We start from the raw sequence: 26802 nt of genomic DNA on the forward strand, positions 1-26802 counted from the left end.
GCGGTCCTCACGCGGCCATGTACCGCGACCGCGGTATTCCGTGCTGCCGCGCACAGCCGACGGCAGTCCGGGCGCGCCTGCCTATCGTGAAGGCATGAACGCCTTCGGCCACCTGCGTCGCGCCGCCCGCCGCCATGCGCATCTGTCGGACGCGGCGATCGCCCTGGCCGTTTTCGCCGCCACCGTGCTGACCACCTTCGCCGGGCATTCCGGCACAACCGGAGGCAACCGCGCCGTGGCGCTCATCGCCGCCGCGCTCGCCTGCGGGGTGCTGGCCGGACGCCGCCGCAGCCCACTGGCGATCCTGGCGGTCAGCGCGGTGGCCGCAGAGGTGTTCCTCGCCGAGAGCGGCGGCACCGGCGGGGTACTGGTCCTGCTCGCCCCGCTCATTGCCCTCTACACCGTCGCCGACCTGGTCGAACGCCGCCCCGGCCTGCTCCTCGGCGGCGGAGCGGTGGCCGCACTCGCCCTCATCCACGCGGTACACAAACCGGCACTGCTCGGCCCGCAGAACCTGGCGTTCATCGCACTGGGCGGCCTGGCGATCGCGGCCGGGGACTCCTCCCGCAACCGCCGCGCCTACCTCGCCGAGATCGAGCAGCGCGCCGACCGCGCCGAACGCGAACGCGAGCAGGACACGCGACGCCGGATCGCCGAGGAACGGCTGCGCATCGCCCGCGACCTGCACGACTGCGTGGGCCACCAGCTCGCGCTCATCAGCGTGCAGTCCAACGTCGCCGGGCAGGCGCTCGACCACGATGCCACGGCGGCCCGCGAGGCCATCGCCCACGTGAAGTCCGCCAGCCGCAAGGCCCTGGGGGAACTGCGCGACACCGTCAGTCTGCTCAGACAACCCGGAGACCCCGTCGCCCCCACCGCGATCCCCGCGCCCGGCCTGGACGGCCTCGACGAACTGCTCGCCTCACTGCGCGCCTCCGGCCTGAACATCGACCGCCGTACCGAAGGCGCCGCCACCTCCCTGGCACCGGCGGCCGATCTCACCGCGTACCGCGTGATCCAAGAGTCACTGACCAACGTCTACAAACACTCCAGCCGACGGCAGGCACGCCTGACGCTGACCTACGACCGTCACGAACTCCGCATCACCGTCGACGACCTCTCGGCCGGGACCACCACGGCCGCCACGCGTGAACTCGGTGGCGGGCACCTCCCGGCCGGTCGGCACGGCATCGTCGGCATGCGCGAGAGGGTCCTCGCCCTCGGCGGCCGCTTCACCGCGGGGCCGCGCCCGGACGGGACGTTCCAGGTGACCGCGGACCTGCCCTACCAGCCCCTCGACCTGGCCCCGGAGCCCGCCCCGTGACCATCCGCGTAGTCATCGCCGACGACCAGCCCGTGGTACGCACAGGCTTCAAGGCCCTGATCGAGCCGGCGCCGGACCTGGAGGTGGTCGGCGAGGCCGGCGACGGGCGCGAGGCGGTGCGCCTGGCCAAGACCGCGCAGGCGGACCTGGTCCTGATGGACATCCGTATGCCGGTCCTGGACGGCCTCGCCGCGACGCGTCTGATCACCGGGGACGAGGACCTTGCAGGGGTGAAGGTCCTGATCCTCACCACCTTCGAGATCGACGAGTACGTCTTCGAAGCACTGCGCGCCGGAGCCAGCGGCTTCCTGGGCAAGAGCGCCGACGCGGAAGAACTGCTCCAGGCCATCCGCACGGTCAGCCGCGGCGACGCACTGCTGTCCCCCACCGCGACCAGAACCCTCATCAGCCGCTTCCTCGACACGCCCGCCGCGCCGCGGCCCCTGGACGAGACGGCCCGCCGTGGACTGGAGTCGCTCACCGACCGCGAACGCGAGATCACGACCCTCGTCGCGACCGGCCTCTCCAACGACGAGATCGCCGCGCACCTCGTGCTCAGCCCCGCCACGGTGAAGACGCACGTGAATCGCGCCATGGTGAAGGTCGGCGCACGCGACCGCGCCCAGCTCGTCGTCTTCGCCCACCGAAGCGGCCTGGCCAAGTCGCTGTAGTGCGAGGCTTCGGCGTATGCCACTTTCAATGCCATACTCGTGTCATGGCTGACGACATGGATGACGTGGACTTCCTCCCCGGTGACGGCCCCACGAGTGGTATCTCCGTCACCCTGACCGCCGGCACCCTGCAGGCGATCCGTGAGCGGGTCGGCAAGCGGGGCGTCTCGGCGTACCTGGAGAGGGCGGCGCAGCGGCAGATCGAGCGGGACAACCTGGACGAGCTGGTCGCCGACTTCGACAAGGTGTACGGACCGGCCGACCCGGAGGCCGTGGCGGCCAAGCGGGCCCGGCTCACCGGTGGCACCTCGGATGCCGGAGCGGCCGCGTGAGTGGTGCTCTGGTCCTGGACAGCGAGGGCCTGGCGAAGGCGGTGCAGCGGGACCGGGAGGTCCACGAGTGGCTGACGGCCGCCCGTGACGCCGATCTGCCGGTCATCACTTCCGCCGCCGTTCTCGTCGAGGTCATCCACCCCAAGATCAACGACGCCGCGCTGAAGTGGACCCTCTCCCGGCTCCGGGTCGAGCCGGTCACCCAAGGCGTGGCACATTCCGCCGCCGCTCTGCTGCGAGCAGCGGGGCTGCATGGCCACAAGTACGCCATCGACGCCATGCTGTGCGCCACGGCGCTCCAGCACCCCGGCCGCGTGACGATCCTGACCTCCGACGTCGAGGACATCGGCCTGCTCACCGCCGGACATCCACGCGTGCTGGCCGAGAAGGTGTAAGGAACCGAGCCGCGTCACCGACCGGCGTGCTCACCGACGCCCGGCCCGCCGCCGCAAGGTCGACGTCGGCGACTACGCCACCGCCGGCGTCCTGGGCGCTGCGACCGCCGGGGCCACCGCGGCCCAGCCGTTCACTCAGGAAACGGGAGCGGTGTTCACTCAGTGGACGCTCGCTCTGTTCACTCAGGAAACGCTCGGACTCTCTGTGCAGAGCCTGGACAAGTGGTCCGCTCAGAGCTTGGACGGCCTGGCGATGTTCCGGGCAGCGAGCATGGCAGCGGTGTGTGCTTACGGAGGACGTACCCGCCGCACTCGAGCGACGGCCGACAGCCACCAGGACCCTTGCCCCGGTGGCGCGCTCTTCCTTCACAGCGAGGCACCTCGCACGAGCCCACAAACGAGTCCTCCACGACCTCGCCGACTGCGACCCACTCCGCCTCTCCCCCAGCGCGAACTGACGTTTTGCGTATGCGACTTCACCACCTCCACGCCCGCAAGTGGCGCAGGTCACAGAAAATGCGTCTCACCATTCGAGATGATCGGCTGACGCACCGCCAGGAACCACCTTTCGGTATGCCTTCCGGTGTCGCGTTGGCGCGACTTAGGGCACGTGAAGGGCACGACGCCCCGAAAATGGTCTAGACAATAAGCAAACCCCAGGCCACTGACCTGGGGTTTCTCTCTGGAGCGGGTGACGAGAATCGAACTCGCGCTCTCAGCTTGGGAAGCTGATGTTCTACCATTAAACTACACCCGCGTAAGTACGGACGATGATCCTCGCGGAGTCCTGTCCGGACGCTTGCTCACTGTACATCATCGCAGACCCCCGGTGCCGAGGCCCGGGGGTCTGAGCCCGTTTCAGGGGTGGATCCGGCTGCGGGTGGGCCGAGTTGGGGCGTACCGTGGAGGCCTGGCGGAGGGGTCGGACGAGGCCGGAGTGCCGCCTGGAGAGTCGTGTCTTTGATCCCGTAACGTGGCTTTTGTCGTCGGGGCGGAACGCCCGACGAGGCTCTTGGGGAAGGGACTTAAGGGACTTGATGGAACGCACCGTGGTCCGCTGTGCGGACGGGCACGTCTTCAGCACCGCTTCGCTCCCGATGCAGCAGGCCGAGCGGCTCGGCCCCGGCCGGCTCATGAGGTGCCCCCGGTGTGCCCGGCTCCGCAGTGTGGTGCCGGTCGCCCTGGAGAAGCGCTAGCACAGGCGACAGCAAACGCAGCAGTAACACAGGCGCGCGGAGTCGTCACGATTGTCACGGCTCCGCGCGCCTTGCGTATCCTCGCTACGTGCTTCTCTCAGACAAGGACATCCGGGCCGAGATCGACGCCGGGCGGGTACGGATCGATCCCTACGACGAATCCATGGTGCAGCCGTCGAGCGTCGATGTTCGGCTGGACCGTTACTTCCGGGTGTTCGAGAACCACCGGTACCCGCACATCGATCCCTCGGTCGAGCAGCCCGATCTGACCCGGCTGGTCGAGCCGGAGGGCGACGAGCCCTTCATCCTGCACCCCGGGGAGTTCGTGCTCGCCTCCACGTACGAGGTCATCAGCCTTCCCGACGATCTCGCGTCGCGGCTCGAGGGGAAGTCCTCGCTCGGGCGGCTCGGGCTCGTCACGCACTCCACCGCCGGGTTCATCGACCCGGGCTTCAGCGGGCACGTCACCCTTGAGCTGTCCAACCTCGCCACCCTGCCGATCAAGCTCTGGCCCGGGATGAAGATCGGGCAGCTGTGCCTGTTCCGGCTCAGCTCGCCCGCCGAGTTCCCCTACGGCAGTGAGCGCTACGGCTCCCGGTACCAGGGGCAGCGCGGGCCGACAGCCTCGCGGTCCTACGTCAATTTCCATCGGACCCAGGTGTGAGGGCCACAGCAACATGAGTGAAGTGCGGGAGAACCTGACCTACGAGGCGTTCGGCGGTGCCGTCCGCGAGCTGGCGCAGACCATCGCCGACGACGGGTACGAGCCCGACATCGTGCTCAGCATCGCGCGGGGCGGCGTGTTCGTCGCCGGCGGGCTCGCCTACGCCCTCGACTGCAAGAACATCCACCTCGTGAACGTCGAGTTCTACACCGGCGTGGGGACCACGCTCGAGATGCCGGTCATGCTCGCGCCCGTCCCCAACGTGATCGACTTCTCCGACAAGAAGGTGCTGATCACCGACGACGTCGCGGACACCGGCAAGACGCTCAAGCTGGTGCGCGACTTCTGCCTCGACACCGTCGCCGAGGTGCGCTCCGCGGTGATCTATGAGAAGTCCCACTCCCTCGTGAAGTGCGAGTACGTCTGGAAGCGGACCGATGACTGGATCAACTTCCCATGGAGTGTCCTGCCTCCCGTCGTGAGGCGGGCCGGGCAGGTTCTCGACGCCTGAGCCGGCCGCGTCAGGTGCTGCCGGGAGCCTCGCCCGGACTCGTGCCGGTCGGGTGGATGTCGTTCAGACTGTCGACGATCGTCACGGACGGCGGCTGCGACGGCGTGGGCACCTGGATGAGAACGGGGACATAGACCACGTCGCCGTGCCTGTACTCGGCCTTCCACGAAGTGCGGTAGCACACGATCACGCCCGGCTCGCGGTCTGTCGCGTAGCACTGCGGTTCCGACTTCTCCGGCAGGGCCTGCGGGTTCTGGGGCAGGGCAGCTGCTTCGGCCGTTGCCGCGCCCCCCGCGCCGAGCGCCACCACCAGGAAGCAGGAGGCCGCGGTCACGAGGCCGACGCTCCGCAAGGCTGCTTTCTGCATTCTCATCACCCGTAAAGTCGCAGGTGGACTTCAGCGCTCGGAATGGTGGAGTCTTCGGGCCGCTTCCTGGCGGGTGTGGACGCCGAGTTTGGTCAGCACCGCGCCCACATGATGCCCGGCGGTCTTGGGGGCGATGTAGAGGCGGGCGGCGATCTCGGCATCCGACAGGCCCTCGTCCAGCAGCTTGAGGACGTCCATCTCCCGGATGGTCAGCCCGTACGGATTGGCCCGGGTGGCCGCCCGCGGACCACGCCGGATCGGGCGCACACCGCGGGCACGCATCACGGCGCGCGTGTGGGTCACGGCCGGCCGGGCGCCGAGGGCCTCGAAGGCGGTCAGAGCCTGGTGCAGCGCGGGCGGGTCACCGGACAGGCGGACCAGCGCGGCGTGGTACGGGCAGCCGAGCCTGTCCCATTGGGCCGCGGCGCCGGACCAGTCGCCGGCCAGCTCCAGCGCGTAGGGTCCGGCCGCGGCCACCTGCGGCGGCGTTCCTCCGACGCGGCGGATCCAGCAGGCCAACGGCCCGGACAGCCAGGGATGGGTACGTTCCGCCAGTGCGTCCAGACCGCGTTGTGCCTCCGTACGCACCAGCTCGTGATCGCCGGCCAGCCAGGCCGCCTCGACCCGGGCCTCCCACCCCAGGCCCGTGTCCAGCAGACAGTCCGCGTCGACCAGGCTCGCCGCCCGCTCCAGCAGCGGCCACACCCGCCCCTTGCCCTGGTGGGCCCGCACCAGGGCAAGGACGGTCAGGGCCAGGGCCCGGACGATCGGTGGCGAGCCGGGATGGGACAGGACGTTCTGCGCGGCATCGGCGGCCTGCGGCCACAGGCCCCGGCTCAGCAGCCCCCAGCTGCCCCAGACCCGAGTGCACAGCAGGTAGGACACCAGGTCGCGATCGAGGCAATAGGCTTCCGCGCGGTTCACGGCCGCCGTGGTCCGGGCGGTATCACGCTGCAGCGCGGTCAACCAGCACATGATGAGCGCCAAGAAGCCCGCGTCCTCCGGCAGATCCTGCGCCATCGCGCTGGACACCGCCTGTTCGCAGACCTCCGGGCCCGACCCTTCGCTCAGCGTGCGTGATGCCGCAGCGTGGAAGCGGGCCTGGACGACGACTCCGGCATCGCCGAAGCGCTCGCCGAGGGCGATCGCCTTCTCGGCGTAGGCGGCGACCGCCGCCACGCCGTCGTGCTCGTAGCAGGCCAGCTGACAGAGATTCAGATACGCCCGGGCCAGCTCCCGGCTCGGCGCCAGCCCTTCGAGCACCCGCACCGCGTCCAGCCCGGTCCGTCTGGCCTCCACGGTCCGCCCGACCGGCCACAGCCAGCACGACAGCCAGCGCAGGTCCTCCCCCTCGCGCAGCCGGTCGCCCAGGGCACGGCGCAGCTTCACCGCCCTGCGACGGGAAGCGACCCCCTCGTCCAGCCGACCGGACAGGAGGCAGGCCTGCGAATGCCCCTCCAGCAGGAAGGTCTGCTGGGCGGGCGGCAGACGGTCGGCGTACCGCAGAGCGCGGGCGTACTGGGTGGCTGCCTCCCGGTGCGTGCCCGACGCGGCGGCGTGGGCGGCCGCGGCGGGCGCGTACTCCAGCACGGCGGTCGGATCCCCGGCGCCCTCGGCATGATCGGCGAGCAGCGCCAGCTCGTCCGCGGCGACGGGGCGGGTCCGCATCGCCGCGAGCGCCTGCCGGTGTACCCGCAGACGGTGGGCGGCGGGGACGGACTCCAGTACGGCCAGCCGGGTCAGCTCATGCCGGAACTCGGTCATCTGCCCGTCGGCCCGTACGATTCCGCAGGCCACGGCCTCGTCGAGCGCCTCCTCCGGCGCCGGCAGCATGCCGGCCAGCAGGGGCAGCGAGACCCGGCGCCCCAGGACGGCCAGCTCGTCGACGGCCCTGCGCGCCGCGGCCGACAGACCGGCAAGGCGGCCGGCGACGGCCTCGCGCACGGTGGCCGGGATGGTCTCGTCAGGGGCGGCCAGGATCTCGGTGACGATGAACGGGTTGCCGGCGGAGACCTGATACAGCTGCTCGGCGTCGACGGGGTGCCCGGTGGCCAGTCGGGCCACGGCCCGGCGGCTCAACGGGGCCAGGTCGTGGCGGTACACCCACGGATAGCCGGCCAGGGTGCCGAGGAGGGCGGTCACGTCGTGGGTGCGGCCGATCTCGTCGTCGCGGTAGGTGACCACGACCAGCGCCGGAACGCTCGGCAGGCGCCGGACCAGGTAACGCAGCAGGTCCATCGTGGCCTCATCGGCCCAGTGGACGTCCTCCACCACGAGCAGGCTGGGGTAGGAGCCAAGGTCGGCGAGCAGGCAGTCGAAGACCTCGTCGGTACGGCAGGTGCCGGCCGGCGCCCCGGTCAGGGCGGTGCGGACCGCCGGGCCCAGGCGCGGGGCCAGGTCCAGCAGCGGGCCCAGGGGACGGGGGGTGGCCAGTGGGTCACAGGCGCCGACCAGGACCCGGATGGGGGGATCGGCCAGCTGGGCCAGACAGTTGACGACCGCTGTCTTGCCGATGCCGGCCTCGCCGCGCACAAGGGCCAGGCGTCCAGGGCCGCTCACGGCATCCTGCAGGTGACCGGTGAGGTCCTGGAGCACAGCCTCTCGCTCTAGCAGGTCCATCACCCGCCAGTTTCCCTCTGTGGCGGGAGCCGCGCAAAAGATCCAGATCGATCAAGCGGGGTCGGCTGGTGGGGTGTTTCCGCGGGATTCCGGATGGGATGTGGGGTGTGCCGGGCGGAAATTGGGGCGTGCACCCGATGTGACCCCGACTGCAACAGCGCATGCTGGCGGGCGGATCCCAGATTCGGATTCCCCGGTTCTGCCGACTCAAATCGGGCCCTGCGGAGGAGACATCGGGCTGCCGCCTTTGTCAAGTCCCGAGATTTCGGGGAATGACGCGGGCGGAGTGGCGGGGCTTAATTGAGTCATCAGGCCGAACGGATGGCCGTCATCGAATTGGGCTCCGAATCGGCACGGTTCCGAACTCACCGAAAAGGGAACGTCATGCTCAAGAAGATCGCGAAGCGTACCGCAGTGCTGACCGCATCGGCTGCTCTGGCCGCGGGAGGCGCCCTGATACCCTCCGCCGCCTTCGCCGCCCCGACGCCCACAGGCGCTCACGTGATGGCGCCGAATGACAACGGCGGAAACAACAACAATAACAACAATAACAACGGCGGAGGCGGGAACAACAACAACAACAATAACAACAACAACGGCGGGAGGGCGAACAACAACAACAATAACAACAACAACGGCGGCAAGCACAAGGGCCGTCACAACAACAACAACAATAACAACAACAACAACGGCGGGAGGGCGAACAACAACAACAATAACAACAACAACGGCGGAGGCGCGAACAACAACAACAATAACAACAACAACGGCGGAGGCGCGAACAACAACAACAATAACAACAACAACGGCGGCGGGGCGAACAACAACAACAATAACAACAACAACGGCGGAGGCGCGAACAACAACAATAACAACAACAACGGCGGAGGCGCGAACAACAACAACAATAACAACAACAACGGCGGGAGGGCGAACAACAACAACAATAACAACAACAACGGCGGAGGCGCGAACAACAACAATAACAACAACAACAACGGCGGCGGGGCGAACAACAACAACAATAACAACAACAACGGCGGCGGAGGCGCGAACAACAACAATAACAACAACAACGGCGGCGGAGGGGCGAACAACAACAATAACAACAACAACGGCTGAACTTCACAGCCCGGCGGCCGATGGTGTGAACTCACCCGGCCGCCGGACTGTTTTTGCGCGCGCTCCGGCGCCTCAGTCTTGGTGACAGTTGATGTTCTGATTGCCGGTGAGAGTGTTGCCCGATCCGACCTGCCCCATCGGGTAACAGACCTGGATATTGATGAGTGACTTGCCCAGAAGTGGCAGCAGGCCCCCGGTTCCTTGGGCCTGGGTGTCGCCGTTGTTGTTGTTATTGTTGTTGTTGGGCCCGCCCCCGTTATTGTTATTGTTGTTGTTCGGACCGCTGCCCGCGTTGTTGTTATTGTTGTTCTTATTGTTGGTCGTCTGAGTTCCGGTGCTGCCACCGCCGCCTTGTCCGGCCATTTCCATCGGGTTGGAGGCCCGGAGGAGTGGAATAGTGCCCAGCAGCGACCTGAGTCCCCCGTCGCCTTGAGCCTGGGCGCCGCCGGCGCTGAGGAGAATCGCCGCCACCGCAGCGGCGCTGATCGTGGTGAAACGCTTGGCGAACGTCACTCGACCGACCTTTCGTCGTCCCTGGTGCAGAAACTCGGGCTTTGCTGGACAGGATGGTGGAGGCAGGCGTTGAACGATTACTAGGCACGCTGCAGCGTCCGCCTTTTCCCCCGTGCAGCCCCCGTACAGCCCAAGAAATCCTGCCGCTGCTCGACCCACATGCATGTGAGAAGGCCCCCGGCTGTCATGCCGGAGGCCCTTTTCGCGATCATGGGGAGAGCGGGACGAGAAAGATCGACGAGAAACTAGAACGTGCCCAGCTTCACGATCGACAGCAGCGCGATCAGCTGGATCGCCGACGCCCCCAGCGCCCGCGGCCAGGGCAGGTCGTGCGACCGGGAGACCATCAGGGTCAGCAGGGCACCCGCACCGATCCAGGTGGCCCAGCCGAGCAGCTGGACGAAGGTCGCGTCGCCGCCGACGAACATGGCGACCAGCAGCCGTGGCGCGTCCGTGAGGGCCGTGATCAACATGGACAGGCCGACCGTCGGCTGCCAGGCGCCGTCGCCGCCGAGCTGACGAGCCAGGGTGTGGGTGACCACGCCCAGGACGAACAGGCCGAGCACCATCACGACCGCCGTGATCAGCACGATCGGCACCGCGTTGGACAGCGTGGCGCCGATCGCGTCCTTACGGGCGCCGTCGAAGCCGAAGACGGCCAGCAGGCCGTAGAGGAACGTGGTGATGAGCGCCGGGGCCCACATCGTGTAGTCCCGCATGCGCAGGAAGGTCTGGTCGGGGGAGAGGACGATCCCCTTCAGCAGCTGCTTCCAGTGCAGCGGCGGGCCCAGCGGGGCGGCGGGCGCCGCGGCCGAACCGGCCTGGTAGGTCGCGCCCTGCGTGTAACCGGCGGCCTCGTCGATGGAGAACGCCTGGGTGTGGCCCGGGTTGTCGGCCGCGTACGGGTCCGGCCCGGGAGCGCCGCCGCCCGGGTAGCCGCCGCCGTCCCCGAAGTACTCCGGTCCGTCGTCTGCGGGGCCCGGGTAGCCGTAGGACTGGCGCGGCCGGCCGTACGGCTGCCGCCCCTGCTGCGGGTACGACCGCTGTCCCGGCTGCGGGTGCGAGCGCGGTCCCTGCTGCGGGTACGACTGCTGCGGCGCCTGCGGGTAGCCGTACGCGGGCCCCGCGGGCTGCCCGTACGACGGCCCCGGCTGACCGTGCTGCGGTCCGGGCCGGCCGTACGACGGTCCCTGCGGCGCCTGCTGTCCTTGGGGGGTGCGGTTGTCCCGGCCCCCGCGTCCGATCCTGAATCCAGCCACGTCATCGAACGTACCTGGTCCAGGAGAGTGACGGGCCGGGCCCGGCTGTCCGGGCCCGGCTTTGCGGCCGACCTGTGACATCCCCTAAGGGACCGTCAGGGGACGGTCCCAGGGTTTTCCAGGGTTTCCCGAGGAGGCCGGTCCGGTCAGTCCAGGAAGGCGCCGCGCTGCAGGACGCCGCCGCCGCTCAGGCCGATCGCCAGGTCGGCCTTGCCGTGGGTCAGCCCCGCCGTGAGCAGGGTGGCCGCGAGGACGGCCGAGGCGGCTGTACGCATCGAGGTTCTCCGAGGGGTCGGCTGATCGGGCGGCTGGAGCCTGGCCGGGCGCATCGGGCCGAGGGCGGCCGGGCCCGCGCGGTCGCGGACCCGGCGCGCTGTGAGCGTGCGGGGAGTGCACCTCCCGAGCGCAGCGTCAGTCGGCGAAGTTGGCGCCGAAGTACGGCGTGCCCGTCGTCGAGACGCCCGAGGTGCTCGGGGAGACCGTGCGGGACCCGGTCGTGATGATCTTCGTGCCGTCGGAGGGCAGGTAGGTCACCGCGCCGTTGCCGGCGTTCTCCTGGGAGCCCACGATCAGGTCGGCCTTGCCGTCGCCGGTGACGTCGTCGAGCTTGACGTCCTGGCCGAAGTAGTCGTTGCTCTCGTCGTTGCCGGGCACGCCGGGCGTGGACTGGGCGAAGCCCTGCGCTCCGGAGGTGGTGTCCAGGCCCTTCGCGGTGCCGTAGAGGACGGTGACCGAGCCGGTGTTCGTCGCGCTGCCGATGTTCTCGCCCGCCACGCCGATCGCGAGGTCCAGGAAGCCGTCGCCGTTGATGTCGCCGAGGTCGAGCTCGTAGCCGAAGAAGTCGTTGCCCTCGGCCGTACCGGGGACGTTCCCGGTGTCCTGGGTGATGCCGGTGGCGGCCGTGGTGAGGGGGCCGCCGTCGGAGCCGTACGTCACCCAGACCTTGCCGCCCTTGCCGGAGTCGGGCACGGCGGTGCCGTCCTCGGTGGTGGTGTTCCAGTAGGCGCCGCTGACGACGTCGCCGTAGCCGTCGCCGTTGATGTCGCCGATCGCCGTGATCACGCCGGGCTTGAGGGCCTCGGCCTGGGACACGTCCAGGCCGCTCGCGGTGCCGGGGATGTAGTAGTTGCGGTTCCAGCCGTAGTCGCTGCTGGTCTCATAGCCGTCGACCACCAGGTCGGTCCGGCCGCCGTTGATGTCGCCGGCGGTCAGGTTGAGCGGGCCGTCGGCGTCGGTGCCCATGATCGGGGGCTTGATCGTGTACTTGCCGCCGGGCACGCCGGAGGCGTTGAAGCCGCCCTTGAAGACATAGATCGTGGCGGCGGAGCTGCCGACGGCCAGATCGGCCTTGCCGTCGCCGTCGAAGTCGCCGGCGGCGAGGTTCTTGCCCCAGTAGTCGTGCGCGGTGGGGGCCGGGTCGGCGATCGAGACGCCCTTGCCGGTGATGCCCTGGGCCGAGCCCCACAGGATCGCGAGGCCGCCGCCGTCCTTGTCGGTGCCGACGTCCTCGCCGGGGGAGCCGACCGCGATGTCGTCGTAGCCGTCGCCGTTGAAGTCGGCGTACGCGGTCTCGGCGCCGAAGTGGTCGCCGGACTCGGCGGTGCCGGGGTTGCCGGTGGTGTTCTGGCTGATCGTGGAGCGCTTGGTGGAGGAGACGCCGCTCTTCGTCCCGTAGAGGACGACGAGCTGGCCGGCGGCGCTGTGGCCGCTGACGTAGGCGCCGTCGGCGGAGAAGGCCACGTCACCGATGCCGTCGCCGTTGAAGTCGGCCTGCGGGACGGTGGTGGAGTCGGCGGCCGTCGCGGTCGCGGCCGAGAAGGTGAGCAGACCGCCCGTCAGCGCGGCCGCGGTGGCCGTGGCGAGGGCGAGTCGCAGAGGCTTGTGCATGCGGGTTTTCTCCTGCGGCATGCGGGATGCCTGGCCGGCATCCAGAGTCGATGGGTGCGGACCGTCCCCGTTTGCCGTGAGTTCTCCCACGGTTCACCAGCCGGTCGGCGATCAGGAGACCCACCGGGATACGTAAGGGTTGTACGTGATCTCGGTAAATTTATGTGACTGCTGTGTGTGTCGGGTCGACGCGTCACGGCGCCAGGAACTCCGAGGTCGAGAAGGTGGTCGTCGACCGGGCCGCGAGCAGGCCCTTCGCCGTACCCCGGTAGAGGGCGACCATGTTCTTCGTCTCGCCCCGGTACGTCCGCGCCACCGGGTCCGCCCGCCCGTCCCCGTCGAAGTCGCCGACCGCGAGGACACGTCGTCCCGGGCGTGGGCGGTACGACGGTGACGGCTCCCGCCGCCGACAGTCCCCCGGCACCGGCGGCGGCGCGGAAGACGCGCAGCCGTGAACCGCCGGCGAGAAGCTCGTCGCGCCCGTCCCCGTCGAAGTCGCCGGCGTCCAGCGTCGGGCCGGGGAGCGGAGGGTGCCGTGGGCAGACGGGACCGGGAGGTCGTAGCGCAGGGACGTTTCCGCGGTGCCACCGATCGCCGCGTCCAGGGCGACACCGCCGCCGAACCGGCCGAGGGCCACGGCGCCGCCGGCGGACAGGACCGCGCCGGTGCGGGCCGGGCCGGCGCGGTCCGCCGAGCACGACGGCGGCCCTGCCGGGGGCTTCGGCGGCACGGACGAGGAGGTCGTCGTACCCGTCCCCGTTCACATCGGCCGCAGGACCGGTGGGCACCTCCCCGGGCGCGGGCAGCGGCACGCCCGCCGTGTACGGGGCTCCTTTTCGGCCGGACGGCCCGCGCAGGGACGTCAGTCTGCCGCCGGACTCGCGCAGCACCGGGTCCTCGCTGCCGTCGCCGTCGAAGTCACCGCACACCGGCTGGTCCGGCCAGTCGTCGCCGAAGCGGGCGCGGGCCGGGACGACGAGTTGGACCACCCGTCCGGTCAGCCCGGCCGGCGAGCCGAAGAGGATCTGCATCGGCACCGGGGGCCGGCCCCGTCCGTCGTACGGCGGGTCGGTCGACACGATCAGGTCGGTGAAGCCGTCCCCGTTCAGGTCGCAGCTCTCCTCCGCGTCGAAGACGGCCGGGAGCCGGCCCTTGCCGGGGGCGGCTGCCTCTTCGCGGTGAGCAACTGCCGTGCACCGGAGGCGAGTCCGTGCGGGCTGCCGTAGACGATCCCGATACCGGCGTCGTCGGCGTGGCGCTGCGCCTCGACGAGGTCGTCGAGGACGAGATCGCGGTGGCCGTCGCCGTTGAAGTCGTCGGGAACCCTGCTGCCCTTGCCCGGCGGGACGGGGAGTCGGGCGGGGGCGGTGGGTGACGGCTTTGTGGCCCCGGCCCTTCCCGCTTCCCGCGTTCTCGGCGCGGTCACCGTCCCCCTCACCCGCCCCGCCCACAACGTCCCCGCAATCCTGCACGCGTTCGACCTGCCGCGACACCCCGGGGCGGCGGCGGAGCGCGGGGGCGGTGGGCCAGGATGGGTACATGAGCGTAGTCAAGATCAATGTGCTGACCGTGCCCGCCGAGCAGCGGGAGGTGCTGGAGAAGCGGTTCGCCTCCCGGGCCCACGCGGTGGAGGGCTCCGACGGCTTCGAGTGGTTCGAGCTGCTGCGTCCCGTCGAGGGCACCGACACCTACCTCGTCTACACGCGCTGGCGTGACGAGGAGTCCTTCCAGGCCTGGATGGAGGGGCCGATGAAGTCCGCGCACCAGGGCGGCGGAGAGGGCGCCGAACGCCCGAAGCCCGCGGCTTCCGGTTCGACCCTGTGGTCCTTCGAGGTGGTGCAGCAGGCGGGGCCGAAGGGGGCGTAGGTGATGGGCGGATCTGTTCCGTCCGACGCCGGCCCCGCGAGCGTGCGACCTGCGGGTTTGCGTCAGGTGGGTCCACTGTGCGGCGAGAAGTGCCACGTAGTGGGGGTTGAGAAGGAGCGCCGCCACAGCCGGCGCGGTTCCGAACCAGCCACCACAGCCGCTCCAGGCCGGTTCCGCAGTGCGGCCAGCAGCGCGTTCCTGGCCCGCGGGCCAGGAACGCGCTGACGTGCTCGGAGGGGGTCCGGCGTGTGACCGGACCTCCTCAGGGGGAGGGACAGTCGTGGTGTGGACAGGTCATGAGTTGCTACGACGGCGGGCGACCACGATGGTGCCGGCACCTGCTGCGATCAGCGCGGCGGCCACTCCACCCAGCACCATCTCCTGGGTGTGGTCGGCACCGGTGTGCGCGAGGTGCGGCTTCTCCGGGCCGCCCTGCCCGTCGTCGTGCCCGTGCTCGTCGTGCCCGTGCTCGTCGTGCCCGTGCTCGTCGTCGTTTCCGTGCTCGTCGTCGTGCCCGTGCTCGTCGTGCCCGTGTTCGTCGTCGTGCCCGTGGTTGTCGTCTCCGTGTTCGTTGTCGTCTCCGTGCTCGTCGTCGTGTCCGTGTTCGCCGTGACCGTGTTCGTCGTGGTCGTGGTGCGGCGTGTGCGACGGATGCGGCGGGTAGGCGCCCCCGCTCCGGTAGGGGGCGTCATCCGCGAAGGCGGTCCCCGCGCCTCCCAGGGCTGCTGTGAACAGCGCAGCAGCCGTGGCTGCTGAGGCCAGGACAGATCTCCATCGTGGCGGCGATGTCGTCATCTCTTCCACTCTCCTCGACTTGTTCGGCATGGCGACAGGCAGGCCAGTACCAATAATTGGATAGTGGAATGAATAGGAAATCGGAGGATTAAATAACACTGTGGCGTCCATAAGCCACCGGATGGGGTAGCACTATCCTCCATCGGCCGCCACCGGGAGAGGGCATCATGGGCGAACAGCCGCGGCGCACCGGTGACTCGCTGGACGAAGCGGCGGAGGTGTTCCAGGGGCTGCGGCCGCGGCTCTTCGGCGTCGCCTACCGCATCCTGGGCACCGTGTCCGAGGCCGAGGACGTGGTGCAGGACGCGTGGGAACGCTGGCAGGGCACCGACCGGAGCGCGGTGCTCGATCCGGGGGCGTTCCTGGCGACGGTCACCACACGGCTGGCCATCAACGTGGCCCAGTCGGCCCGGGTCCGCCGGGAGGCGTACGTCGGGCCGTGGCTGCCGGAGCCCGTGGACACCAGCGTGGATCCGCAGGTCGGCGCCGAGCGCGGCGAGGCGCTGGAGCTGGCCGTCCTGCTGGTCCTGCAGAAGCTGAACCCCGTGGAGCGGGCGGCCTATGTGCTGCGGGAGGCGTTCGACTACTCGTACGGCGAGATCGCGAGCATGCTGCAGCTGAGCCAGGCCAACGCGCGGCAGGTCCTCAGCCGGGCCCGCAAGCGCCTGTCCGCCGAGCGCCGGGAGCCCGTCGAGGCGGCACAGCACCGGCGGTTGGTGGAGGCCTTCGTCGCCGCCGCGCGGCACGGCGACGTCGCCGCGCTGGAGAGCGTGCTGTCGGCCGACGCCGTCGCCTACGCGGACGGCAACGGGATGCGCGGCGTGGCCCGGCTGGCGATCGTGGGCGCCGAGCGCGTGGCCAGGACCAGCGCCTTCGCGCACAAGTTCTTCCCCGGCGCCGAGTACGGCGTGGTCGAGGCCAACGGCCGCCCCTGCCTGCTGCTCGTCCAGGACGGTGCCGCCGTCGCCCTGGTGTCCTTCACGGTGGGACCGGACGGCATCGACGGGCTCTACTGGGTCCTGGCGCCCGCCAAGCTCAGGGCGTACGAGAGGTCCGTACACAGGGCCACGGGGCGGTCGTAGGAGCCGCGTGGTCGGCCCGCAGGACCGACCACAGCGCCTCGGTCAGTTGTGCTTCAGCCAGTCCTCGTAGCGGGTGGCCGCGATGTGCGCGGTGTCGTCGCCGGTGAGAACGTCGGGCATGCCCGCGAACGGGCTCGCGGACTCGTCGGTGACGACGGAACGGCCGTCCGGCTTCGCCGCAAGGGTCAGCTCGCCGAGCCGGTCGAGCCGGTGCACCTCGGGACCCGCGATGTTGCGGATGCCCTGCGAGGGTTCGCCCTGCGCCGCGTCGGCGACGGCGGCGGCGACGTCGGCGGAGGCCATCGGGCGCAGCCGGTTGGACGGCAGGTGCACCTGCTTGCCCTCGGTGCACATGTCCATCACCGGGGCGATGAACTCGAAGAACTGGGTGGCGCGCACCAGGCTGTAGGGGATTCCGCCGGCGCGGACGGCCTCCTCCTGGGCGACCTTGGCCCGGTAGTAGCCGTAGTCGGGTACCTGGTCGACGCCCACGATGGAGAGCGTGACGTGGTGGCGGACGCCCGCCGCCTTCTCGGCCTCGAACAGGTGCTGCGCCGAGCGGGTGAAGAAGTCGAGTGCCGGCTCGGTGTCGAAGGAGGGGGAGTTCGACACGTCCACGACCACGTCCGCGCCCTCGAGCGCGTCCGCCAGGCCCTCGCCGGTGACGGCGTTGACGCCGGTGGAGGGAGTGGCCGGCACGGCCTCGTGACCTCCGGCGCGCAGTCGCGCGACCACCTGTGAGCCGATGAGCCCGGTACCGCCGACAACCACGATCCTCATCACTGTCTCCGTTCGCTGAATGCTTGCCTACATCAGCAGGACAGCGCAGCGGCCGGGTTTGTGACAGCCGGGCTCAGCCGTCGGTGGAACGACGGCGGGAACGAAGGCGCCCCCTGCCTGTGCGGGGCAGGGGGCGTCGTACGTCGTGGAGCTGTTACTTGACCGGCGCGGGCTCCGGCTCGTTCTCCGTCTCGGCCTCGCCGGCCGGGTCGACCGGGGTCTTCACCGAGTCGAGGAGCAGCTGGGCCACGTCCACGACCTGGATGGACTCCTTGGCCTTGCCCTCGTTCTTCTTGCCGTTCACCGAGTCCGTGAGCATGACGAGGCAGAACGGGCAGGCCGTCGAGACGATGTCCGGGTTCAACGAAAGAGCTTCGTCGACGCGCTCGTTGTTGATGCGCTTGCCGATCCGCTCCTCCATCCACATCCGGGCGCCGCCGGCGCCGCAGCAGAAGCCGCGCTCCTTGTGGCGGTGCATCTCCTCGTTCCGCAGGCCCGGGACCTTGCCGATGATCTCGCGCGGGGGCGTGTAGATCTTGTTGTGGCGGCCCAGGTAGCAGGGGTCGTGGTACGTGATGATGCCCTCGACCGGGGTGACCGGGACCAGCTTGCCCTCGTCCACCAGGTGCTGCAGCAGCTGGGTGTGGTGGATGACCTCGTAGTCGCCGCCGAGTTGCGGGTACTCGTTGCCGATCGTGTTGAGGCAGTGCGGGCAGGTGGCGACGATCTTCTTCGCGGACTTCGGCTTCTTGGTCGACTCGTCCTCGTCGTCCTCGCCGAACGCCATGTTCAGCGCGGCCACGTTCTCCATGCCGAGCTCCTGGAAGAGGGGCTCGTTGCCCAGGCGGCGGGCGGAGTCACCGGTGCACTTCTCGTCGCCGCCCATGATCGCGAACTTCACGCCCGCGATGTGCAGCAGCTCGGCGAAGGCCTTCGTGGTCTTCTTGGCACGGTCCTCCAGGGCGCCCGCACAGCCGACCCAGTACAGGTACTCGACCTCGGTGAGGTCCTCGATGTCCTTGCCGACGACCGGGACCTCGAAGTCGACCTCCTTGGTCCACTCCAGGCGCTGCTTCTTCGCCAGGCCCCAGGGGTTGCCCTTCTTCTCCAGGTTCTTGAGCATCGTGCCGGCCTCGGAGGGGAAGGCCGATTCGATCATGACCTGGTAGCGGCGCATGTCGACGATGTGGTCGACGTGCTCGATGTCGACCGGGCACTGCTCGACGCAGGCGCCGCAGGTGGTGCAGGACCACAGCACGTCCGGGTCGATGACGCCGTTCTCCTCGGCGGTGCCGATCAGCGGGCGCTCGGCCTCGGCGAGCGCGGCGGCAGGCACCGAAGCGAGCTGCTCCTCGGACGCCTTCTCCTCGCCCTCCACGGTCTTGCCGCCGCCGGCCAGCAGGTACGGCGCCTTGGCGTGTGCGTGGTCCCGCAGGGACATGATCAGCAGCTTCGGGGACAGCGGCTTGCCGGTGTTCCAGGCGGGGCACTGCGACTGGCAGCGGCCGCACTCGGTGCAGGTGGAGAAGTCCAGCAGGCCCTTCCAGGAGAACTGCTCGACCTGGGAGACACCGAATACGTCGTCCTCGCCGGGGTCGGTGAAGTCGATCGGCTTGCCGCCGGAGGTCATCGGCAGCAGGGCGCCGAGGGAGGTCTCGCCGGTGGCGTTGCGCTTGAAGTAGATGTTCGGGAACGCCAGGAAGCGGTGCCAGGCCACGCCCATGTCGGTCTTCAGGGCGACCACGATCATCCAGATGAAGGAGGTCGCGATCTTCAGGCCGGCGAAGAAGTAGGTGAGGTTCTGGAGCGTGGAGACGTCCATGCCCTTCAGCCAGGACACGACCGGGTACGAGATGAAGAACGAGGCCTCGTAGCCGTCCACATGGTGCTGGGCGCCTTCGAGGGCGTGCAGCATGAAGATGCAGACGCCGACGATCAGGATGACGGCCTCGACGAAGTACGCCTGGCCGAAGTTGGAGCCCGCGAAGCGGGACTTGCGCCCCGGCGTGCGCGGGTGGCTCAGCTGACGGATCGCGATCAGGACGAGGATGCCGAGGACCGTCATCGTGCCGATGAACTCGACGTAGATGTTGTACGGCGCCCACTCGCCGATGACCGGCAGGATCCAGTCCGCCTTGAACAGCTGCCCGATCGCGTTGACGATCGTCAGCAGCAGGGTGAAGAAGCCCACCGCCACGAACCAGTGCGCCACACCGACGATGCCCCAGCGGTTCATCCGGGTGTGGCCGAGGAACTCCCGGACCACGGTGACGGCGCGCTGGTACGGGTTGTCGGTCCGCGTTCCGGCCGGAACCGGCTGGCCCAGCCTCATGAAGTTGAAGAGCTGGAGGAGGGCGCGGCCGAACAGCGCCACGCCGACCACGATCAGGACCAGCGACACGATGATCGCGGCGAGTTGCATTGGGGCTCCTGGGGCGACGGCCTCGAATTGACCGAGCGACATTACTAAGCGGTAACTTATCCAGTTCGACTGAGACTACCCCCATCTTCCGTCGAGATGCAGCTGAGCGCGGGGTGATGAGCGTCATCCCCGGGTCATCAGATCGTGTTATTCATACCGATTTGCTACATTCGCCCCTACCTTAGAGCCGTGCTCTACGGGATCGCCGCCGCAACTGCCGCCCTGCTCCTCGCCGCCCTGCTCTCGGCGCTGCTCAGGGTGCCCGCGCTGCGGGCGGGCATCGTCGACCGGCGCCGGCAGCGGCGGCTGCCGCTGCTCGGCGGGCTCGCCGTGGTGGCCGTCACCTGTCTCATCGCCTGGGTGGGGCAGTGGACCCGGGTCGCACCGCTCGGTGAGGGGGTCGGCGAGCTGCTGGTCGCCGCCGCCTCGGTCGCCGGGCTGGGCCTGGTAGCCGACATCTGGCGGCTCCACGCGCGCGTGCTCGCCGCCGGTACGGCCGTGGCGGCGGCCTTCGTCGTGCCGTACCGGGAGACGGGGGTGCTGGGCGGGATCCTCGCGGTGGGGTGGATCGTCCTCGCCACCCTCGCCTTCAAGGGGCTCGACCACGCGGACGGGCTCGCGGGGACCGTCGGGGTCGTCACCGCCTTCGGGGCCGGGGCCTGCGCGGCGGCCGAGCTGATGGACGGGCTCGCCGTCCTGCTGAGCGTCCTCGCCGCCGCCCTCACCGGCTTCCTGATGCACAACTGGCATCCCGCGCGGATCGGATTCGGCGCCTGCGGCTCGCTGTTCACCGGGTTCCTGCTGTCGTCCTCCCTCGTCTTCACGCGCGCGGGGTACGCCCTCGTGCCGAGCGCGGCGGTGATGTTCTGCCTCGGCGCGGTGGCCCTCGCCGACGCCCTCCTCGTGGTCCTCGCCCGGAGCCTGGCCCGGCGTCCGCTGGCGCGGCGCGGCCCCGACCATCTGGTGCACCGGCTGCGGCCGCTCGGGCTCACCCCGCAGGGCTCGGTCGTTCTCCTGGGGGCCGGCTCGTTCTCCTCGGTGCTGGTGGGGGTGCTCGTACACACCGGGTGGACGGGAGAGGGGGCCGTGGCGTGGGTGGCCGGAGGGGCGCTGCTCGCCGTTCTCGTACTCCTCCGTATCCGTGTCCGTATCCCCGCCCAGGCGCCTCGGACCGGGGCATCGACGCAGGTCAGAGGGCAGGTGACCAGCCAGTTGCGTGTAAGGAACGGATAAGACTTGAGCCCGCTCGACTCAGGTCTGTTGACCCAGCGGCGGCCCTCATGCACACTTGAGTCCGTTCCACTCAAGTCAGCTGGAGGAATCAACCATGGCACGTGCGGTCGGCATCGACCTGGGCACGACTAACTCCGTCGTCAGCGTTCTGGAGGGCGGCGAGCCCACCGTCATCACCAACGCCGAGGGTGCCAGGACCACGCCGTCCGTCGTCGCCTTCGCCAAGAACGGCGAGGTGCTCGTCGGCGAGGTCGCCAAGCGCCAGGCGGTCACGAACGTGGACCGGACCATCCGCTCGGTGAAGCGCCACATGGGCACCGACTGGAAGATCCAGCTCGACGGCAAGGACTTCAACCCGCAGCAGATCTCCGCGTTCATCCTGCAGAAGCTGAAGCGTGACGCCGAGGCCTACCTGGGCGAGAAGGTGACCGACGCGGTCATCACCGTCCCGGCCTACTTCAACGACTCCGAGCGCCAGGCGACCAAGGAGGCCGGTGAGATCGCCGGTCTGAACGTCCTGCGCATCGTCAACGAGCCGACCGCCGCCGCGCTGGCCTACGGCCTCGACAAGGACGACCAGACGATCCTCGTCTTCGACCTCGGTGGCGGCACCTTCGACGTGTCCCTGCTGGAGATCGGCGACGGCGTCGTCGAGGTGAAGGCCACCAACGGTGACAACCACCTCGGTGGTGACGACTGGGACCAGCGCGTCGTCGACTACCTGGTCAAGCAGTTCGCGGCCGGCCACGGCGTGGACCTCGGCAAGGACAAGATGGCCCTGCAGCGCCTCCGTGAGGCCGCCGAGAAGGCCAAGATCGAGCTGTCCTCCTCCACCGAGACCTCGATCAACCTGCCGTACATCACCGCGTCCGCCGAGGGCCCGCTGCACCTGGACGAGAAGCTCACCCGGGCTCAGTTCCAGCAGCTGACGGCCGACCTGCTGGAGCGCTGCAAGACGCCGTTCCACAACGTCATCAAGGACGCCGGCATCTCCATCAACGAGATCGACCACGTCGTCCTCGTCGGTGGCTCCACCCGGATGCCCGCCGTCGCCGAGCTCGTCAAGGAGCTGACCGGCGGCAAGGAGGCCAACAAGGGTGTGAACCCGGACGAGGTCGTCGCCATCGGCGCCTCGCTCCAGGCCGGTGTCCTCAAGGGCGAGGTCAAGGACGTCCTGCTGCTCGACGTCACCCCGCTGTCCCTCGGCATCGAGACCAAGGGCGGCATCATGACCAAGCTGATCGAGCGCAACACCACGATCCCGACCAAGCGCTCCGAGATCTTCACCACGGCCGAGGACAACCAGCCGTCCGTGCAGATCCAGGTCTACCAGGGCGAGCGCGAGATCGCGGCGTACAACAAGAAGCTCGGCATGTTCGAGCTGACCGGTCTGCCGCCGGCGCCGCGCGGCGTCCCGCAGATCGAGGTGTCCTTCGACATCGACGCCAACGGCATCATGCACGTGACCGCCAAGGACCTGGGCACGGGCAAGGAGCAGAAGATGACCGTCACCGGCGGCTCCTCGCTGCCGAAGGACGAGGTCGACCGGATGCGCCAGGAGGCCGAGCAGTACGCGGAGGAGGACCACCGCCGCCGCGAGGCCGCCGAGGCCCGCAACCAGGGCGAGCAGCTGGTCTACCAGACCGAGAAGTTCCTCAAGGACAACGAGGACAAGGTCCCCGGCGAGATCAAGACCGAGGTCGAGGCCTCCGTCGAGGAGCTGAAGGCCGCGCTCAAGGGCGAGGACACCGCCGAGATCCGCACCGCCACCGAGAAGGTCGCGGCCGTCTCGCAGAAGCTGGGCCAGGCCATGTACGCCGACGCCCAGGCCGCGCAGGCCGCGGGTGGCCCCGAGGGCGCCGCTCCGGGTGGCAAGGCCGCTGACGACGACGTCGTGGACGCCGAGATCGTGGACGACGAGCGCAAGGACGGTGCCGCGTGACGGAGGAGACCCCGGGCTTCGAGGAGAAGCCCGACGTCCCCTCCGGCGCCACCTCCGACGACGCCGAGCCGAAGGCCGCCTCCTCCGAGAAGGGGGCGGCCCCGGCCGGGGACGGACACGCAGACGCCGGTCTGGTGGCCCAGCTGGACCAGGTGCGTACGGCGCTCGGCGAGCGCACGGCGGACCTCCAGCGCCTCCAGGCCGAGTACCAGAACTACCGCCGCCGGGTCGAGCGCGACCGGATCGCGGTCAAGGAGATCGCGATCGCGAACCTCCTGACCGAGCTCCTGCCCGTGCTCGACGACATCGGCCGCGCGCGGGAACACGGCGAACTGCTCGGCGGCTTCAAGTCGGTGGCCGAGTCGCTGGAGACCGTCGCGGCCAAGATGGGCCTGCAGCAGTTCGGCAAGGAGGGCGAGCCCTTCGACCCGACCATCCACGAGGCCCTGATGCACAGCTACGCGCCGGACGTCACCGAGACGACCTGCGTGGCGATCCTGCAGCCCGGGTATCGCATCGGCGAGCGCACCATCCGCCCCGCGCGAGTGGCCGTCGCCGAGCCGCAGCCCGGCGCGCAGACCGCCAAGGCGGAAACGTCGGAGGGCGCCGAGGAGACCCCGGCGGCCGAAGCCGACAAGGAGAACGGTGGCCCGGACGAGGGCTGACGTGAGAACACTCAAGGGGAAGGAGGGGCGTCGAGGATGAGCACCAAGGACTTCATCGAGAAGGACTACTACAAGGTCCTCGGCGTCCCCAAGGACGCCACCGAGGCCGAGATCAAGAAGGCGTACCGGAAGCTCGCCCGCGAGTTCCACCCGGACGCCAACAAGGGCAACGCCAAGGCCGAGGAGCGCTTCAAGGAGATCTCCGAGGCGAACGACATACTCGGCGACCCCAAGAAGCGCAAGGAGTACGACGAGGCTCGCGCCCTGTTCGGCAACGGCGGCTTCCGCCCCGGGCCGGGCGCCGGCGGCTCCTTCAACTTCGACCTGGGCGACCTCTTCGGAGGCGGCGGGACCACCACCCAGGGCGGCGGCTTCGGCGGCGGACTCGGTGACGTCTTCGGGGGCCTGTTCAACCGCGGCGGCGCGGGTACGACCCGTACCCAGCCCCGGCGCGGCCAGGACATCGACACCGAGGTCACACTCAGCTTCACGGAGGCCATCGAGGGCGCCACGGTGCCCCTGCGGATGTCCTCCCAGGCGCCCTGCAAGGCCTGCTCCGGCACCGGCGACAAGAACGGCACACCGCGCGTGTGCCCGACCTGCGTCGGCACCGGGCAGGTCGCCCGGGGCTCCGGCGGCGGCTTCTCGCTCACCGACCCCTGCCCCGACTGCAAGGGCCGCGGCCTGATCGCCGAGCACCCCTGCATGGAGTGCAAGGGCAGCGGCCGCGCGAAGTCCTCGCGCACCATGCAGGTCCGCATCCCGGCCGGGGTGACCGACGGGCAGCGCATCCGGCTGCGCGGCAAGGGCGCGCCCGGCGAGCGGGGCGGACCTGCGGGCGACCTGTACGTGGTCGTGCACGTCGGCGCGCACCCGGTGTTCGGACGCAAGGACGACAACCTCACCGTCACCGTCCCGGTGACCTTCGCCGAGGCCGCCCTCGGCGGCGAGGTGCGGGTCCCCACCCTCGGCGGCCCGCCCGTCACCCTGAAACTGCCGCCCGGCACGCCCAACGGCCGCACCATGCGCGCCCGCGGCAAGGGCGCGGTGCGCAAGGACGGCACCCGCGGCGACCTGTTGGTCACCGTCGAGGTGCGTGTGCCCAAGGACGTGACGGGGAAGGCTCGTGACGCGCTCGAGGCGTATCGCGAGGCGACCGCGGGCGAGGATCCGCGGGCGGAGCTGTTCGAGGCCGCGAAGGGAGACTGAGAGAGATGGACGGCCGTCGACGTAACCCGTATGAACTGACCGAGGAGACCCCGGTCTACGTCATCTCGGTGGCGGCCCAGCTCTCCGGACTCCACCCGCAGACGCTGCGCCAGTACGACCGCCTGGGGCTGGTCTCCCCGGACCGGACCGCCGGCCGGGGCCGCCGCTACTCTGCCCGCGACATCGAACTGCTGCGCACCGTCCAGCAGTTGTCGCAGGACGAGGGCATCAACCTGGCCGGCATCAAGCGCATCATCGAACTGGAGAACCAGGTCGCCGCCCTGCAGTCCCGCGTCGCGGAGCTGGAGGCGGCCCTGGACGGCGCGGCGGCCGCGATGCAGCAGCGCGAGGCCGCCGTCCACGCCTCCTACCGCCGCGACCTGGTCCCGTACCAGGAGGTCCAGCAGACCAGCGCGCTGGTGGTGTGGCGGCCGAAGCGGCAGCAGGACTGAGTGCAACAGGTGAAGGGGCCCGCGGTCTTCCGCGGGCCCCTTCACCTGTTGGTTGTGCCGGTCTTTGCCGGCTCATGAACCCCCCTTGGATGGAGGGTCCGTAAAGAGTGTTTGGAGGCGATTCCGCTCCTCCTTCACAGAGTCAGCCGAGCGTGGTGTTGCGGACTCGTTAAGTAGTTCCGCTTGACGCCGGGTGTGGCCTCCGCGTTGTCTTTTCAGACACCTGGGTCGTATAGCAGCCCTACGTCCGGAACGCACAATGAAGTGAGCCCTCGAATGCGTCGTATCGCCATATCCGTGGCCACATCCACGATGACCCTCTCGCTCGCCGGCTGTGGCGTGCTGGGAGCAACCGGGGACGGCGCGAGCGCGAGCCCGAGCAAGGGCAACGACATCACCGTGGGCCTGCTGCTGCCGGAGAAGGCGAACACCCGTTACGACAAGTTCGACTACCCCATCATCAAGAACAAGGTCTCCGAACTCACCGGCAAGCAGGGCAAGGTCGAGTACCTCAACGCCGACGCGGACGCCAACCGGCAGGCCTCGCAGATGCAGAAGATGATCGACGAGAAGGTCGACATCATCATGCTGGACGCGGTCGACTCGCACTCCATCGCCGCCGAGGTGACGAAGGCCAAGGACGCGGGCATTCCGGTCATCGCCTACGACCGTCTCGCCGAGGGCCCGATCGACGCCTACATCTCGTTCGACAACGAGCTCGTCGGCGAAGTGCAGGGCCGCACCCTGCTGGAGGCCCTCGGGTCGAGCGCCGACAGCTCCGCGAAGATCGTCATGGTGAACGGCTCGCCCACCGACCCGAACGCCAAGCAGTTCAAGCAGGGCGCGCTCTCCGAGTTGCAGGGCCATGTGACGATCGCGGAGACGTACGACACCACGGACTGGAAGCCGGAGCTCGCCGAGACCGAGATGGCCAAGGCCATCGGCGCCATCGGCAAGAACAACATCGCCGGCGTCTACGCCGCCAACGACGGCATGGCGGGCGGCGTCATCAAGGCGCTGAAGGCCGCCGGCGTCACGAACCTGCCCCCGGTCACCGGCCAGGACGCCGAACTCGACGCGGTCCAGCGGATCCTGGCGGGTGAGCAGTACATGAGCGTCTACAAGGCCTACCCGGACGAGGCCGAAGCCGCCGCGCAGATGGCCGTCGCCAGGGTCCAGGGCAAGGACATCCAGTTCGACGCGCTCACCCAGGACAAGGTCGACAGCCCGACCACCAAGGGCATCCCGTCCAAGCTGATCCAGCCGGTCGCCCTGACCAAGAGCACCATCAAGTCCACGGTCGTCGCGGACGGCATCTACACGGTGGGCGACATCTGCACCGCGAAGTTCAAGGCGGCCTGCGCGGCGATCGGCCTCAAGTAGGGGCGCGTTCGCCGCGCCCCTCGGGCCGGCATCCCGGCGGAGCGCCCCGCGCCACCCCCGTGGGCGCGGGGCGTGGCCCCGGCGGGCGGGAGAGCCGTATCGCGGGGCCGCTC

Annotated in this window: 27 protein-coding genes, 1 tRNA gene and 1 pseudogene; 17 read left to right on the forward strand and 12 right to left on the reverse strand. The window is 69.5% G+C overall.

Annotated features, from left to right (window positions below; translation table 11 throughout):
- Positions 1–94: 94 nt before the first annotated feature.
- The 4 genes from SRB17_RS20115 to SRB17_RS20130 are packed head-to-tail and all read left to right on the forward strand — an operon-like array spanning position 95 to position 2722.
- The gene (locus SRB17_RS20115) at positions 95–1324 is read left to right on the forward strand and encodes a sensor histidine kinase (protein ID WP_194294065.1); all 1230 of its coding nucleotides are present in this window, start codon (positions 95–97) and stop codon (positions 1322–1324) included.
- Positions 1321–1995: a response regulator transcription factor gene (locus tag SRB17_RS20120; protein ID WP_323375976.1), complete on the forward strand. Its 675-nt coding sequence runs from the start codon at positions 1321–1323 to the stop codon at positions 1993–1995. The genes SRB17_RS20115 and SRB17_RS20120 overlap by 4 nt, the downstream gene beginning before the upstream one ends.
- Positions 1996–2039: 44 nt before the next feature.
- Positions 2040–2327 carry a hypothetical protein gene (locus SRB17_RS20125; protein ID WP_153540573.1) on the forward strand — a complete coding sequence of 96 codons (288 nt, stop codon included), beginning with the start codon at positions 2040–2042 and terminating at the stop codon, positions 2325–2327.
- Complete coding sequence (locus SRB17_RS20130; protein WP_323375977.1) at positions 2324–2722, forward strand: PIN domain-containing protein; 399 nt, start codon at positions 2324–2326, stop codon at positions 2720–2722. The genes SRB17_RS20125 and SRB17_RS20130 overlap by 4 nt, the downstream gene beginning before the upstream one ends.
- A gap of 683 nt (positions 2723–3405) precedes the next feature.
- Here SRB17_RS20130 and SRB17_RS20135 read toward each other — a convergent pair.
- Positions 3406–3479: transfer RNA gene (locus SRB17_RS20135), tRNA-Gly, on the reverse strand.
- 280 nt (positions 3480–3759) lie between these two features.
- Here SRB17_RS20135 and SRB17_RS45460 point away from each other — a divergent pair.
- The 3 genes from SRB17_RS45460 (at position 3760) to SRB17_RS20145 (ending at position 5093) form a co-directional block, all read left to right on the forward strand.
- On the forward strand, positions 3760–3918 hold the full coding sequence (locus tag SRB17_RS45460) for a hypothetical protein (protein ID WP_194294066.1): 159 nt from the start codon (positions 3760–3762) through the stop codon (positions 3916–3918).
- 88 nt (positions 3919–4006) lie between these two features.
- Complete coding sequence (dcd, locus tag SRB17_RS20140; RefSeq protein ID WP_323375978.1) at positions 4007–4582, forward strand: dCTP deaminase; 576 nt, start codon at positions 4007–4009, stop codon at positions 4580–4582.
- A gap of 13 nt (positions 4583–4595) precedes the next feature.
- A complete protein-coding gene (locus SRB17_RS20145; protein WP_153540575.1) occupies positions 4596–5093 on the forward strand; it encodes a phosphoribosyltransferase in 498 nt (165 codons plus the stop codon).
- Between the two features lie 10 nt (positions 5094–5103).
- Here SRB17_RS20145 and SRB17_RS20150 read toward each other — a convergent pair whose 3' ends face one another.
- Together SRB17_RS20150 and SRB17_RS20155 are read right to left on the reverse strand one after the other, a co-directional pair.
- A complete protein-coding gene (locus tag SRB17_RS20150) occupies positions 5104–5427 on the reverse strand; it encodes a hypothetical protein (RefSeq protein WP_153540577.1) in 324 nt (107 codons plus the stop codon).
- 63 nt (positions 5428–5490) lie between these two features.
- Positions 5491–8079: an ATP-binding protein gene (locus SRB17_RS20155; RefSeq protein ID WP_153540579.1), complete on the reverse strand. Its 2589-nt coding sequence runs from the start codon at positions 8077–8079 to the stop codon at positions 5491–5493.
- 384 nt (positions 8080–8463) lie between these two features.
- Here SRB17_RS20155 and SRB17_RS20160 point away from each other — a divergent pair, with 384 nt between their 5' ends.
- On the forward strand, positions 8464–9201 hold the full coding sequence (locus tag SRB17_RS20160; RefSeq protein WP_153540581.1) for a hypothetical protein: 738 nt from the start codon (positions 8464–8466) through the stop codon (positions 9199–9201).
- A 72-nt stretch (positions 9202–9273) separates the two neighbouring features.
- On the opposite strand, the gene SRB17_RS45465 is transcribed toward SRB17_RS20160, so the two are convergent.
- The 6 genes and pseudogenes from SRB17_RS45465 to SRB17_RS48080 form a co-directional block, all read right to left on the reverse strand.
- On the reverse strand, positions 9274–9714 hold the full coding sequence (locus tag SRB17_RS45465; protein ID WP_194294067.1) for a hypothetical protein: 441 nt from the start codon (positions 9712–9714) through the stop codon (positions 9274–9276).
- 245 nt (positions 9715–9959) lie between these two features.
- Entirely contained in the window at positions 9960–11054 is a 1095-nt protein-coding gene (locus SRB17_RS20170) for a Yip1 family protein (protein WP_153540583.1), read from the reverse strand.
- Between the two features lie 65 nt (positions 11055–11119).
- Complete coding sequence (locus tag SRB17_RS47605; protein ID WP_267133439.1) at positions 11120–11248, reverse strand: hypothetical protein; 129 nt, start codon at positions 11246–11248, stop codon at positions 11120–11122.
- 136 nt (positions 11249–11384) lie between these two features.
- Complete coding sequence (locus tag SRB17_RS20175) at positions 11385–12860, reverse strand: FG-GAP and VCBS repeat-containing protein (RefSeq protein ID WP_153540585.1); 1476 nt, start codon at positions 12858–12860, stop codon at positions 11385–11387.
- Between the two features lie 193 nt (positions 12861–13053).
- Positions 13054–13590, reverse strand: a complete 537-nt coding sequence (locus tag SRB17_RS48075) for a hypothetical protein (RefSeq protein ID WP_323376054.1) — start codon at positions 13588–13590, stop codon at positions 13054–13056.
- A gap of 10 nt (positions 13591–13600) precedes the next feature.
- A pseudogene (locus tag SRB17_RS48080) lies at positions 13601–13891 on the reverse strand (VCBS repeat-containing protein); the annotation flags it as partial.
- 179 nt (positions 13892–14070) lie between these two features.
- Between SRB17_RS48080 and SRB17_RS48085 the strand changes: the two are divergent.
- Together SRB17_RS48085 and SRB17_RS20185 are read left to right on the forward strand one after the other, a co-directional pair.
- The gene (locus tag SRB17_RS48085) at positions 14071–14235 is read left to right on the forward strand and encodes a hypothetical protein (protein WP_323375979.1); all 165 of its coding nucleotides are present in this window, start codon (positions 14071–14073) and stop codon (positions 14233–14235) included.
- Positions 14236–14399: 164 nt separating this feature from the next.
- Entirely contained in the window at positions 14400–14726 is a 327-nt protein-coding gene (locus SRB17_RS20185; RefSeq protein WP_153540587.1) for an antibiotic biosynthesis monooxygenase family protein, read from the forward strand.
- A 294-nt stretch (positions 14727–15020) separates the two neighbouring features.
- Here the strand turns inward: SRB17_RS20185 and SRB17_RS20190 are convergent, their stop codons facing one another.
- A complete protein-coding gene (locus SRB17_RS20190) occupies positions 15021–15521 on the reverse strand; it encodes a hypothetical protein (protein WP_153540589.1) in 501 nt (166 codons plus the stop codon).
- 167 nt (positions 15522–15688) lie between these two features.
- Between SRB17_RS20190 and sigJ the strand changes: the two genes are divergently transcribed.
- Entirely contained in the window at positions 15689–16603 is a 915-nt protein-coding gene (gene sigJ, locus SRB17_RS20195; protein ID WP_153540591.1) for an RNA polymerase sigma factor SigJ, read from the forward strand.
- Between the two features lie 42 nt (positions 16604–16645).
- Here the strand turns inward: sigJ and SRB17_RS20200 are convergent, their stop codons facing one another.
- Both SRB17_RS20200 and SRB17_RS20205 read right to left on the reverse strand, forming a co-directional pair.
- Complete coding sequence (locus SRB17_RS20200) at positions 16646–17383, reverse strand: SDR family oxidoreductase (protein ID WP_153540593.1); 738 nt, start codon at positions 17381–17383, stop codon at positions 16646–16648.
- Positions 17384–17537: 154 nt separating this feature from the next.
- Positions 17538–19805 (reverse strand): (Fe-S)-binding protein, encoded by a 2268-nt coding sequence (locus tag SRB17_RS20205; protein WP_153540595.1) that lies wholly within the window; start codon positions 19803–19805, stop codon positions 17538–17540.
- A gap of 189 nt (positions 19806–19994) precedes the next feature.
- On the opposite strand from SRB17_RS20205, the gene SRB17_RS20210 reads away from it, so the two are divergent.
- From SRB17_RS20210 to SRB17_RS20235, 6 genes are all read left to right on the forward strand, one after another.
- The gene (locus SRB17_RS20210; RefSeq protein ID WP_323375980.1) at positions 19995–21038 is read left to right on the forward strand and encodes an MraY family glycosyltransferase; all 1044 of its coding nucleotides are present in this window, start codon (positions 19995–19997) and stop codon (positions 21036–21038) included.
- 94 nt (positions 21039–21132) lie between these two features.
- Positions 21133–22980: a molecular chaperone DnaK gene (dnaK, locus tag SRB17_RS20215; protein WP_153540597.1), complete on the forward strand. Its 1848-nt coding sequence runs from the start codon at positions 21133–21135 to the stop codon at positions 22978–22980.
- Positions 22977–23645 (forward strand): nucleotide exchange factor GrpE, encoded by a 669-nt coding sequence (grpE, locus tag SRB17_RS20220; RefSeq protein ID WP_323375981.1) that lies wholly within the window; start codon positions 22977–22979, stop codon positions 23643–23645. The genes dnaK and grpE overlap by 4 nt, the downstream gene beginning before the upstream one ends.
- Positions 23646–23681: 36 nt before the next feature.
- Complete coding sequence (gene dnaJ, locus SRB17_RS20225; RefSeq protein WP_153540599.1) at positions 23682–24854, forward strand: molecular chaperone DnaJ; 1173 nt, start codon at positions 23682–23684, stop codon at positions 24852–24854.
- A 5-nt stretch (positions 24855–24859) separates the two neighbouring features.
- Complete coding sequence (locus SRB17_RS20230) at positions 24860–25306, forward strand: heat shock protein transcriptional repressor HspR (RefSeq protein WP_023547970.1); 447 nt, start codon at positions 24860–24862, stop codon at positions 25304–25306.
- 276 nt (positions 25307–25582) lie between these two features.
- On the forward strand, positions 25583–26689 hold the full coding sequence (locus SRB17_RS20235) for a sugar ABC transporter substrate-binding protein (protein WP_153540601.1): 1107 nt from the start codon (positions 25583–25585) through the stop codon (positions 26687–26689).
- Positions 26690–26802: the final 113 nt, after the last annotated feature.

Source organism: Streptomyces sp. RB17 (assembly GCF_009604455.1).
GTDB lineage: Bacteria > Actinomycetota > Actinomycetes > Streptomycetales > Streptomycetaceae > Streptomyces.

Excerpts from the sequence above, each read along its gene's own strand:
- sigJ (WP_153540591.1), top strand. The coding sequence starts at position 15,689 with ATGGGCGAACAGCCGCGGCGCACCGGTGACTCGCTGGACGAAGCGGCG.
- SRB17_RS45460 (WP_194294066.1), top strand. The coding sequence starts at position 3,760 with ATGGAACGCACCGTGGTCCGCTGTGCGGACGGGCACGTCTTCAGCACC.
- SRB17_RS20155 (WP_153540579.1), bottom strand. The coding sequence starts at position 8,079 with ATGGACCTGCTAGAGCGAGAGGCTGTGCTCCAGGACCTCACCGGTCAC.
- SRB17_RS20145 (WP_153540575.1), top strand. The coding sequence starts at position 4,596 with ATGAGTGAAGTGCGGGAGAACCTGACCTACGAGGCGTTCGGCGGTGCC.
- SRB17_RS20170 (WP_153540583.1), bottom strand. The coding sequence starts at position 11,054 with ATGTCACAGGTCGGCCGCAAAGCCGGGCCCGGACAGCCGGGCCCGGCC.
- SRB17_RS20190 (WP_153540589.1), bottom strand. The coding sequence starts at position 15,521 with ATGACGACATCGCCGCCACGATGGAGATCTGTCCTGGCCTCAGCAGCC.
- dnaK (WP_153540597.1), top strand. The coding sequence starts at position 21,133 with ATGGCACGTGCGGTCGGCATCGACCTGGGCACGACTAACTCCGTCGTC.
- SRB17_RS20160 (WP_153540581.1), top strand. The coding sequence starts at position 8,464 with ATGCTCAAGAAGATCGCGAAGCGTACCGCAGTGCTGACCGCATCGGCT.
- SRB17_RS20175 (WP_153540585.1), bottom strand. The coding sequence starts at position 12,860 with ATGCACAAGCCTCTGCGACTCGCCCTCGCCACGGCCACCGCGGCCGCG.
- SRB17_RS47605 (WP_267133439.1), bottom strand. The coding sequence starts at position 11,248 with ATGCGTACAGCCGCCTCGGCCGTCCTCGCGGCCACCCTGCTCACGGCG.
- SRB17_RS20205 (WP_153540595.1), bottom strand. The coding sequence starts at position 19,805 with ATGCAACTCGCCGCGATCATCGTGTCGCTGGTCCTGATCGTGGTCGGC.
- SRB17_RS20185 (WP_153540587.1), top strand. The coding sequence starts at position 14,400 with ATGAGCGTAGTCAAGATCAATGTGCTGACCGTGCCCGCCGAGCAGCGG.
- SRB17_RS20115 (WP_194294065.1), top strand. The coding sequence starts at position 95 with ATGAACGCCTTCGGCCACCTGCGTCGCGCCGCCCGCCGCCATGCGCAT.
- SRB17_RS20235 (WP_153540601.1), top strand. The coding sequence starts at position 25,583 with ATGCGTCGTATCGCCATATCCGTGGCCACATCCACGATGACCCTCTCG.
- SRB17_RS20125 (WP_153540573.1), top strand. The coding sequence starts at position 2,040 with ATGGCTGACGACATGGATGACGTGGACTTCCTCCCCGGTGACGGCCCC.
- SRB17_RS20230 (WP_023547970.1), top strand. The coding sequence starts at position 24,860 with ATGGACGGCCGTCGACGTAACCCGTATGAACTGACCGAGGAGACCCCG.
- SRB17_RS20200 (WP_153540593.1), bottom strand. The coding sequence starts at position 17,383 with ATGAGGATCGTGGTTGTCGGCGGTACCGGGCTCATCGGCTCACAGGTG.
- dnaJ (WP_153540599.1), top strand. The coding sequence starts at position 23,682 with ATGAGCACCAAGGACTTCATCGAGAAGGACTACTACAAGGTCCTCGGC.